This is a genomic window from Streptomyces sp. NPDC005805 (assembly GCF_040630445.1).
GTDB lineage: Bacteria > Actinomycetota > Actinomycetes > Streptomycetales > Streptomycetaceae > Streptomyces.
The window spans coordinates 1-9,482 of the sequence record NZ_JBEXXN010000096.1 but is presented as its reverse complement, the minus strand read 5'-3'; the positions used below and the strand labels follow the sequence as shown (position 1 = coordinate 9,482).

Sequence of the window (9,482 nt, the reverse complement as noted above, 5' to 3'; positions counted from 1 at the left end):
AGCCGCACGGCCCCATCGAGACCGAAGCAGCCCGACGCCTCACCGAAGACCTCAACCACGAGTGATCAACGGCTTACCCAACACTTTCTCAGGCGCCGACCGGCCGGCCGGTGCCGTGCCCGGTCTCAGCTCCCGTAGCGCGCGGCCAGGGCCCGCACGGTCGCGGCGATCCGGTCGCGGAGTTCGGCCGGCGCCAGGACCTCGATCTCGGCGCCGAGCCGCAGGAACTCCCCATGGGTGTGGTCGACCGACTCGATCGGCACCCGGGCCTCGGTCCACCCCTCGCCGGCGGGCGTCACCCCGAGCCGGCGGGCGCCCTCCGGGGTGAGCCGCACCAGGGCCTCCCCGGTGTGCAGCCGGGCCCGGAAGCCGGCGAGGTATCCGGTCCAGTACGCGGCGAGGTCGAACCCGTCCGGCGGGGTGAACTCCTCCAGGGTCCGTACGCCGAGGATCTGGTCGACCCGGTAGGTCCGGACCCCGGTCGCACCGCCCGCGACCACGTACCAGCGGCCCGCCTTGAGCACCAGCCCGTACGGCTCCACCCGGCGCTCGATCTCCTCCGGCGCCCGCCACCGCCGGTACCGCAGCAGCACCGCCCGCCGCTCCCACACGGCGGCGGCGACCGCGGCGAGATGGGGTGTGCGGTCGGCGTCGCCGTACCAGCCGGGGGCGTCGAGCAGAAAGCGCTCCTGGATCCGCCCGGCGTGCTCCCGCAGCTCCGCGGGCAGGGCCGCCCGCAGCTTGAGCCGCGCGGTGGCGAGCGCCCCACCGAGCCCGAGGTCGTCGGCGGCCCCGGGCAGCGCGGCGAGGAACGCGGCCTGCGCCTCCTCCGCGGTCAGCCCGGTGAGCCGCGTCCGATACCCGCCCACCAGCCGGTACCCACCCGCATGCCCGGCCGCCCCGTACAACGGCACCCCGGCCGCCCCGAGCGCCTCGACGTCCCGGTACACGGTCCTGACGGACACCTCCAGCTCCTCGGCGAGCTGCTGTGCGGTCATCCGGCCCCGGTTCTGGAGCAGAAGCAGCAGGGTGACCAGGCGTCCGGCGCGCATGCGGGTCAGTATTCACGGCGGGGTCCATGTCTCCTGACAGGGGTTGTCAGGGAACCCCTCCTACCCTCCGGCGCATGAGCATCGTCGAACTCCGGCAGTACACCCTCCGTCCCGGAGCCCGGGACACCCTGATCGAGCTGTTCGAGCGCGAGTTCGTGGCCGGTCAGGAAGCGGTCGGCATCACCCTCGGCGGCCGGTTCCGGGACCTGGACGACCCCGACCGCTTCGTCTGGCTCCGCGCCTTCCCCGACATGGCGCACCGCCGGCGCGCGCTGGAGGCGTTCTACTCCGGGCCCGTGTGGCTCGCGCACCGGGACGCGGCCAACGCGGCCATGACCGACAGCGACGACGTCCTCCTGCTGCGCGGCCCGGGCTTCACGCCGCCGCCGGGCGCCCGCGAGGTCCTCGCGACGGTGTGCACGCCGCCCGGCCCGGCCGCCGCGTTCGACGCGTACGCGGCCCGGCACCTGACCCCCGCCCACGCCCTCCACCGCACCGAGCCCGCCGAGAACGACTTCCCCCGCCTGCCGGTCCGCACCGGCGAGGACGTCCGCGTCTGGTTCGGGCCGTCCCAGGCCCCGCCGTGGCCGAGCCGACGCCTGCGGCTGGCACCGGTGACGACCAGGCTGTTCGGCTCAGGGGCGGCGGGGGCGGCGTAGTGCTCGGCTCAGTCGCTGCCCGCGACTCGGGGCTCGGCGCGGCCCCACAGTTCCTCGGCGTGCTCCGTGAAGCGGTCGAACATGCCGTTGCCGCCGTGGCGGCGCAGATGCAGCAGCGGGGAGTCGTGCCCGACCAGGCGGGCGAGGTGAGGGGTCACCAGGGCGTCGTCGTCGAAGCGGAACACGGACAGGCTCACGTGGTTGACGCGTCCGACGGGTGCGTGATCCGTGCCTCCAGGCCGTCGAGCGGCCCCAGACGGTCGAGGTGTTCGAGCGTGATCCTGATCCGCGTCGAGACCGAGAGGGTGACGTCCTCGATCGCCTCACGCTGCCGGGTGACCTCCCCACCGGGGTCGCCGAGCAGGAACCGCACCCGGCAGCCGGACCCGGCCTTCCGCCGGACCGTGTCCGCGAAGTGGGGCACCTGGGTCCAGAAGAAGTAGTTGGTGTACCCGGCGAGGAACAGCTCCGACCGCGCCTCCTCCACGAGTTCGGCCCAGACCGTGGACGGGCAGGCGGACCGGTAGGGGTGACTGTGGACGAGTTCGCGGTCGTTCGCGGTCGTTCCCGGTCTTCACACGGTCCTGTACGGCCTTCGGCCACACCATCTCTTCGTCCACTCCCAACGCCCGGCGGGCGTCCGCTCGGTTCCTCGCGTGTGGTGTCAGATCGGCGTTCCCCAGCCGTCGTTCCACCTGCTTCGCGGAGACCCCTGCCCGCAGGGCCAACTGGCGGGGGGACAGCCCGGCATCGTCCATCGCCGACCTGAGTGCGGCATTCACGTCAAGCCTCCCGCCAGGGCCCTTCGGGCTTTCTCCGGACCGTAGCGGCGAAAGGCCCAACCGTCCTTGGTTCGGCGGAAGATACGTCCTCGGGGGGTGGCCACGATCCCCCGGCGACGCGCGACGCCCCCGGCCGCCACACGTGGTGGCCGGGGGCGTCGGAGAAAGCGCGGGCGTCAGCCCGCCAGGTGGCGTTCGACCGTGTCGACCTTCGAGGTCAGGCCGTCCGTGACGCCCGGGCGGAGGTCCGCCTTCAGGACGAGGGAGACGCGGGGCGCCCGCGCCTCCACCGCCGCGACGGCGCGTTTGACGACGTCCATGACCTCGTCCCACTCGCCCTCCACGGACGTGAACATCGCGTCCGTCCGGTTCGGGAGGCCCGATTCGCGGACGACGCGCACCGCGTCGGCCACGTACGCGCCGACGTCCTCGCCCACACCGAGCGGGGTGACGGAGAAGGCGACGATCACGCCGCGTTCACCGTGCCCTCGCGGCGGGCGCGGGAGGCGATGACGGCCGCGTCGGCCTCGCGCTTCAGCTTGCGGTCCGCGTAGAAGCCGCCGAAGGGCAGCACGGAGAGGACGAAGTAGAGCGCGGCGGTCTTGAGGTCCCACTTGGTGCGGTTCCAGGCGTCCAGCCAGAACAGCACGTAGATCACGAAGAGCAGACCGTGGATCGCGCCCATGACCGGCACCGCGTTGAACTCCGTGGTGCGCTTGAGCACCGAGCAGACCAGGAGCAGCAGGAACGACACGGCCTCCGGTGCGGAGACCAGGCGGAGGCGGTGGAGGGAGGAGGCGGTCTTGATGTCCACGTGAGGCACCTTCGACGTCGGGGGTGGGCAGGGCGGAACGGACGATCTTGTGAATCGGTGCACAAGCGCCCGCCCCATTGTGGCAGCCCACTTTGCCAAGCCTTTGTCAGGGGCCGGGTCTCAGGGGCGGGTCTCAGAGGCGGGCCTCAGGGGCGGGCCTCAGGACGGAGACCGGGCCCGTCCGGGTCCGGTTCCTCCCTGAGACCCCTGTCGAAGCACCAAATCTCCGGTTACCTTCCTCCCGTGGCAACGTTCCGACTGCAAGGCAGCAAGGTGCTGGCCGTCGACATGACCGGCGACACCGTCAAGGCGAAGAACGGCTCGATGGTCGCCTACGACGGCCAGATGACCTTCAAGAAGATGACCGGCGGCGGGGAGGGCATCCGCGGCATGGTGACCCGCCGGCTCACCGGCGAGCAGATGACCGTGATGGAGGTGAAGGGGCAGGGCACCTGCTGGTTCGCGGACCGGGCCAGCGACATCAACCTGGTGCGGCTCAACGGCGAGACCCTGCACGTCGAGTCGTCCAACCTGCTCTGCACCGACGCCGGACTGCGCACCGGCACCACCTTCACCGGGCTGCGCGGCGCCTCCCAGGGCAACGGTCTGTTCACGACGACCGTCGAGGGCACCGGCCAGGCCGCGATCATGACGGAGGGGCCCGCCGTGGTGCTGCGCGTCACGCCGCAGTACCCGCTGACCGTGGACCCCGGCGCGTACATCGCCCACCAGGGGAACCTGCGCCAGGACTTCCAGTCCGGTATGACCTTCCGCACCTTCCTCGGGGAGGGCGGCGGCGAGGCGTTCCAGATCCGCTTCGAGGGGGACGGCCTGGTGTACGTGCAGCCGAGCGAGCGGAACACGATCGGGGGCGACCTCTGATGCCGTTCCGCGAGATCAACTCCAAGATGGTCGAGGCGCAGGTCGCGCCCGGCCAGACCCTCTACTCCCAGCGCGGCGCGATGCTCGCGTACCGGGGCGAGGTCACCTTCACCCCGAACATCCAGGGCGGCCAGGGCGGGGTGATGTCCATGATCGGCCGGCGGGTCGCCAACGAGGCGACCCCGCTGATGACCGTGCAGGGCAGCGGCACGGTGATGTTCGGCCACGGCGGCCACCACATCCAGGTGATCGAGCTGGCCGGCGACACCCTCTACGTGGAGGCGGACCGGCTGCTCGCCTTCGACGGGTCGCTCACCCAGGGCACGATGTTCATGGGCTCCCAGGGCGGGGTCATGGGCATGGTCCGCGGACAGGTCACCGGCCAGGGGCTGTTCACCACGACCCTGAAGGGCCACGGCTCGGTCGCGGTGATGGCGCACGGCGGGGTGATCGAGCTGCCGATCACGCCCGGCCGTCCCGTCCACGTCGACCCCCAGGCGTACGTCGCCCACCACGGCGACGTGCGCAACAAGCTCTCCACCGCGCTCGGCTGGCGCGACATGGTGGGGCGCGGCTCGGGCGAGGCGTTCCAGCTGGAGCTGAGCGGCAGCGGTGCGGTGTACGTCCAGGCGTCGGAGGAGAAGCTGTGAGCACGCCCGTCATTCACGACCCCTCGACCCTGCCGAGCGACGACAACGTCGACCCGTACACCTTCTGTGTGGAGCTCAAGGGCAGCCCCTGGTTCCTCCAGAAGGGCAAGATGATCGCCTACTACGGGCACATGGAGTTCAACGGGATCGGCCACGGGCGGCTCGACCGCCTGATGCGGACCTCCTTCCACTCGCCGCTGCACGCGAGCGACTGGGTGGTGGCGGAGGGCAGCGGCAAGATGCTGCTGGCGGACCGCGCCTTCGACGTGAACTCCTTCGACCTGGACGAGGGGAACCTGACCATCCGGTCCGGCAACCTCCTCGCCTACCAGCCCTCCCTGGCCCTGAAGCAGTCGATCGTGCCGGGCTTCCTGACCCTGATCGGGACGGGGAAGTTCGTCGCGGCCTCCAACGGCCCGGTCGTCTTCATGGAACCGCCGCTCCGGGTGGACCCGCAGGCCCTGGTCGGCTGGGCGGACTGCCCCTCCCCGTGCCACCACTACGACCACTCCTACATGTCCGGCGTGATGGGCGGAATCCGGGCGCTGACCGGTATCGGCGGGGCGTCCGGGGAGGAGCACCAGTTCGAGTTCGTGGGCGCGGGCACGGTCCTGATGCAGTCGAGCGAGGCGCTGATGGCGGACCGCTCGGTCGGGGTGGTAGGGGGAGAACCGGGCGTTCCGGGTGGCCACGGCGGGCGCGGAGGCGCTGGTCAGCACGGGTCCTCACAGCGTCTTCCCGGCCAGCTCGGGGACCTCCAGCGACGCTTCGGACTGTGAGCGGTAGTCTGCGGAGTGTGACGTCGAACGTCTGCGCCCCTCGTGCGCCCCTTGTGCCCCCTCGGCGTGCGGGTGCCGGACGTCACACCCCCCAACTTCGTCCGCTTTTCAACTTCTTAGGATAGTATCTCTACATGGAGACCGAGACGGCCACTCGCTGGCTGACCGAGGACGAGCAGTGCACCTGGCGCACGCATCTGGAAGTCAACAAGCTGCTGATGCACCAGCTCGAAAAGGACCTCCAGCCGTTCGGACTGACCAACAACGACTACGAGATCCTGGTCAACCTCTCCGAGTCGACCGACCGGCGCATGCGGATGAGCGACCTCGCGGCGGCGACCCTCCAGTCCAAGAGCCGCCTCTCGCACCAGATCACCCGCATGGAGAACTCCGGCCTCGTCCGCCGGGAGCACTGCGAGTCGGACCGGCGCGGGCTGTACGCGGTCCTCACCGACGAGGGCGTGGCGACGATGCAGAAGGTCGCACCCCACCATGTGGCCTCCGTACGCAGGCACTTCATCGACCTCCTGGAGCCGGAGGCCCTCGCGGAGCTGCGGGCCTCGCTGAAGCCGGTGGCCGAGCATCTGCGCGGGTCGCGCGGCAAGCTCTGACCACGGCGGCAGGTGCCCGGTGACGGGCCCGGGGCGTGTGTCGCGCCCCGGGCCCGTCCGGCTTTCCCCGGGGACCGGTCCGGCTTTCCGCGGTGTCCGGTCCGGCTTTCCGCGGGCGGGCCTCGGCGGGGCGCGCGTCGGCGTCCCGCTCCCCGCGCGTGCGGGGGTGATCCCCAGAAGTCGGAGTGCCTGGTGATCCTCGGTGGATACTCCCCGCCTCGCGGGGCCGGCCCCCAGCAGACCGGCGAATACCGCGACCTGGACGGCTGCTCCCCGCACCGCGCGGGGACGCGGCCGGAAGGGCCGGGGCCGTCACACCGCTGACGGCCCCTGCCCCGACGCCGGCTCCCGCGAGGCGTCCGCCTCGACCGGCAGGCGCAGTTCGAAGAGCGCGCCGCCCTCCGGCGCGCGGGACACCGTCAGGGTGCCCCCGTGCCGGCGGGCCACGTCCCGCGCGATGGCCAGGCCCAGGCCCGCGCCGCCCTCGTCGCGGCTGCGGGCGTCGTCGAGACGGACGAAGCGCTCGAAGATGCGCTCCCGCTCCTCCGGCGGCACGCCCTCGCCGTCGTCGCCCACGGCCAGCACCACCCAGCCGCGCTCCGCCCGCACCGAGGCCCTGACCGACGCGGTCGCGTGGCGCTGCGCGTTGTCGAGGAGGTTGCCGACCACCCGCCGCAGCTGGGACCGCGAGCCGGCGACCTCCGCACCGGCGGAGGCCGTCACCGCGACCGGCACCCGGTCGCCCGGCCGCCCGGCCGTCTCCTCCCGCAGCAGCTCCCCGAGGTCCACGCGCCCGCGCCCGGGCCGCTCCCCCGCGTCCAGGCGGGCCAGCAGCAGCAGGTCGGCGGCGAGCTGCTGGAGCCGTACGGTGTCCTCCACCGCGCCCGGCACATCGAGGAGTTCGGGGTGGGCCGCGCCCACCTCCAGCTGGGTGCGCAGGGACGCGATCGGGCTGCGCAGCTCGTGGGAGGCGTCCGCGACGAACCGCCGCTGGCGCTCCACCGACGCCTCCAGGGCCGCCAGCGTCTCGTTCGTGGTGCGCGCCAGCCGGGCCACCTCGTCGCGCGAGTCCGGCTCCGGGACCCGGCGCGACAGGTCCTCCGAGGCCGTGATCGCCGCCATCTCGCTCCGGATGCCCTCCACCGGCCGCAGCGCCCGCCGGGTGACCAGCCAGGTCACCCCGGCGACCACCACCAGCAGCACCGGAAGCCCGATCAGCATGGCCTTGAGGACCGTGTTCACGGCGTCCTGCTCGGTGGTCAGCGGCGCGCCCGCCCACACCGTGTACGTCTGCTCCCGGCCCGAGGTCACCTCGACGGAGGCGAAGCGGTAGTCGGCCTCCTCCCCGTCCACGGTGGCCGAACCGGAGGTGAAGCGCGGCTCGTCCGTCGACACCTCGCCGCGCGCGGGATCGTCGTCCTCGTCGTCATCGTCGTCGCCGGACGGGGAGGGGGCCGGGGCGGGCCGGACCGCGACCTCGTCGCTCGACGTGCCCGAGACCGCCTCCAGCCGCTCGGTGACGGCCACCACCCGGCCGTCCTCGGCGACGACCTGCACCGGGCGCTCCTCGTCGTCCGGCAGGTCCAGCCGCTCGGGGCGCACATCCGCCGCGAGCTGCGAGGCGACGTCCCGGGCGACCACCTCCGCACGCAGATCGGTCTGGTCGATCAGGTTGCTGCGCAGCGCCAGCAGCACCGCGGCCCCGGCGGCGACCAGAGCCACCGCGACCACCAGCGTCGCCCCCAGCGCGGCCCGCGCGCGGACGGACCTCACGGCGCCGCCACCAGCCGGTACCCGGCCCCGCGCACGGTCTGGATGCGGCCCGCGCCGAGCTTGCGCCGCAGGGCGCTGACGTACACCTCGACGATGTTGGGGTCCCCCTCGTACGCGAAGTCCCAGACGTGCTCCAGGATCTCCGCCTTCGCCACGACCTCCCCGGCGCGGCGCGCGAGCTGTTCCAGCACGGCGAACTCCTTCGCGGTCAAGGTCACTTCGGCCTCCCCGCAGTGCACCCGCCGGGCGGCGGTGTCGACGCGCATGTCGCCGACGCCGATCACGGGCGAGGCCCCGGCCCGGCCCCGGCGGCGCAGCAGCGCCTTCACCCGGGCGACCAGGACGACGTACGAGAAGGGCTTGGTCAGGTAGTCGTCGGCGCCGGTGTCCAGTCCCTCGGCCTCGTCGTACTCGCCGTCCTTCGCCGTGAGCATCAGGATCGGCACGTCGTGCCCGGCGGCGCGCAGGGCGGCGCAGACCCGGTACCCGTTCATGCCCGGGAGCATGATGTCGAGCACGACCAGGTCGTACACGCCCTCGCCCGCGCGGTGCAGGCCCTCCAGTCCGTCGTGGACCACGTCCACGGCGTATCCCTCGGCGGTCAGCCCCGCCGCGAGCGAGAGGGCGAGCCGCTTCTCGTCCTCCACGATCAGCAACCTCATGCGCCCAAGGGTCGCAAACGGGGGCTGAAGAACTCTTCAGACTGCTTCAGGCCCGCTTCAGCATGCCTTCGGGATGGTGGGACCCGTAGCCGACACCGGGACGAACGGGCGGCACACGGACGAACAGCCCGACTCGCTCGGACTGCACCACACGGCACGAGACGTGCACGACACGGGAGGAACCCTGATGAAGCGCAACCTGGTCATCGCGACGGTCACGGCGGCACTGCTGGTCGGCGGCGGCGCGTACGCGGCCGCGGCCGTCACCGCCGACGGCCCGGACGACCGCACACCGGCGAGCACCGCCCCGGACGCGGTGACCTCGGTCGACGGCGACCGGGACGACACCCGGGACGACCGCGACGACGACAGGGACGACGACCGCGACGGCGACGACAGGGACGACCGGAACGACGACGCCGACGACCGCGACGAGGACCGGGCCGAGCGTGCCGCGCTGAAGGCCGCCAAGGTCGACGCCCGCGCCGCCCTGGACGCCGCCCTCAAGGCCCACCCGGGCGCCACCGTCACCTCCGTCGACTTCGACGACGACCGCGACGACGACCGGGACGACGACGACCGCCGCGGCCCGGCCCACTGGGACGTCGACCTGCTGACCGCCAAGGGCCAGGAGATCGAGGTCACCGTCGACGCCACCTCCGCCCGCACCACCACCCAGCAGGACCGCGACGACGACTGACCGCACCCGACGGGCATCCCGACCCCCGCGCCGGCCCCCGTCCGGCACGGGCACGAAGCGGCCCCGGGCGCCCCGCCGGACCCCGGGGGGGGGCCCCCGGGGCGGCCGGGAGCGAGAC

At 72.7% G+C, this 9,482-nt stretch carries 11 protein-coding genes and 1 pseudogene; 6 read left to right on the top strand and 6 right to left on the bottom strand.

The genetic code is table 11. The features are described 5' to 3' along the window. Positions 1 to 125: 125 nt before the first annotated feature. Positions 126 to 1,052: a YafY family protein gene (locus ABZ457_RS30020; RefSeq protein WP_359164047.1), complete on the bottom strand. Its 927-nt coding sequence runs from the start codon at positions 1,050 to 1,052 to the stop codon at positions 126 to 128. A 74-nt stretch (positions 1,053 to 1,126) separates the two neighbouring features. Between ABZ457_RS30020 and ABZ457_RS30015 the strand changes: the two genes are divergently transcribed. After that, the gene (locus ABZ457_RS30015; protein ID WP_359164044.1) at positions 1,127 to 1,711 is read left to right on the top strand and encodes an NIPSNAP family protein; all 585 of its coding nucleotides are present in this window, start codon (positions 1,127 to 1,129) and stop codon (positions 1,709 to 1,711) included. Between the two features lie 8 nt (positions 1,712 to 1,719). Here ABZ457_RS30015 and ABZ457_RS30010 read toward each other — a convergent pair. The 3 genes and pseudogenes from ABZ457_RS30010 to ABZ457_RS30000 all read right to left on the bottom strand — a co-directional run bounded on the left by ABZ457_RS30010 (position 1,720) and on the right by ABZ457_RS30000 (position 3,307). Continuing rightward, positions 1,720 to 2,319: pseudogene (locus ABZ457_RS30010) on the bottom strand (XRE family transcriptional regulator). A gap of 350 nt (positions 2,320 to 2,669) precedes the next feature. Continuing rightward, entirely contained in the window at positions 2,670 to 2,963 is a 294-nt protein-coding gene (locus tag ABZ457_RS30005; protein WP_359164041.1) for an MTH1187 family thiamine-binding protein, read from the bottom strand. Then, entirely contained in the window at positions 2,960 to 3,307 is a 348-nt protein-coding gene (locus ABZ457_RS30000) for a DUF3817 domain-containing protein (RefSeq protein WP_359164038.1), read from the bottom strand. Before ABZ457_RS30000 ends, ABZ457_RS30005 begins: the two co-directional genes overlap by 4 nt. Positions 3,308 to 3,550: 243 nt before the next feature. Between ABZ457_RS30000 and ABZ457_RS29995 the strand changes: the two genes are divergently transcribed. The 4 genes from ABZ457_RS29995 (at position 3,551) to ABZ457_RS29980 (ending at position 6,229) form a co-directional block, all read left to right on the top strand. After that, complete coding sequence (locus ABZ457_RS29995; protein WP_359164035.1) at positions 3,551 to 4,189, top strand: AIM24 family protein; 639 nt, start codon at positions 3,551 to 3,553, stop codon at positions 4,187 to 4,189. After that, on the top strand, positions 4,189 to 4,839 hold the full coding sequence (locus ABZ457_RS29990) for an AIM24 family protein (RefSeq protein ID WP_359164032.1): 651 nt from the start codon (positions 4,189 to 4,191) through the stop codon (positions 4,837 to 4,839). Before ABZ457_RS29995 ends, ABZ457_RS29990 begins: the two co-directional genes overlap by 1 nt. Beyond that, the gene (locus ABZ457_RS29985; RefSeq protein WP_359164029.1) at positions 4,836 to 5,618 is read left to right on the top strand and encodes an AIM24 family protein; all 783 of its coding nucleotides are present in this window, start codon (positions 4,836 to 4,838) and stop codon (positions 5,616 to 5,618) included. The genes ABZ457_RS29990 and ABZ457_RS29985 overlap by 4 nt, the downstream gene beginning before the upstream one ends. A gap of 134 nt (positions 5,619 to 5,752) precedes the next feature. Then, positions 5,753 to 6,229: a MarR family transcriptional regulator gene (locus tag ABZ457_RS29980; protein ID WP_359164026.1), complete on the top strand. Its 477-nt coding sequence runs from the start codon at positions 5,753 to 5,755 to the stop codon at positions 6,227 to 6,229. 312 nt (positions 6,230 to 6,541) lie between these two features. Here the strand turns inward: ABZ457_RS29980 and ABZ457_RS29975 are convergent, their stop codons facing one another. Together ABZ457_RS29975 and ABZ457_RS29970 are read right to left on the bottom strand one after the other, a co-directional pair. Next, complete coding sequence (locus tag ABZ457_RS29975; protein WP_359164023.1) at positions 6,542 to 8,002, bottom strand: HAMP domain-containing sensor histidine kinase; 1,461 nt, start codon at positions 8,000 to 8,002, stop codon at positions 6,542 to 6,544. Then, positions 7,999 to 8,664: a response regulator transcription factor gene (locus tag ABZ457_RS29970; RefSeq protein ID WP_359164020.1), complete on the bottom strand. Its 666-nt coding sequence runs from the start codon at positions 8,662 to 8,664 to the stop codon at positions 7,999 to 8,001. Before ABZ457_RS29970 ends, ABZ457_RS29975 begins: the two co-directional genes overlap by 4 nt. Before the next feature lie 73 nt (positions 8,665 to 8,737). Between ABZ457_RS29970 and ABZ457_RS29965 the strand changes: the two genes are divergently transcribed. Then, positions 8,738 to 9,364: a PepSY domain-containing protein gene (locus ABZ457_RS29965; protein ID WP_359164017.1), complete on the top strand. Its 627-nt coding sequence runs from the start codon at positions 8,738 to 8,740 to the stop codon at positions 9,362 to 9,364. Positions 9,365 to 9,482 lie beyond the last annotated feature (118 nt).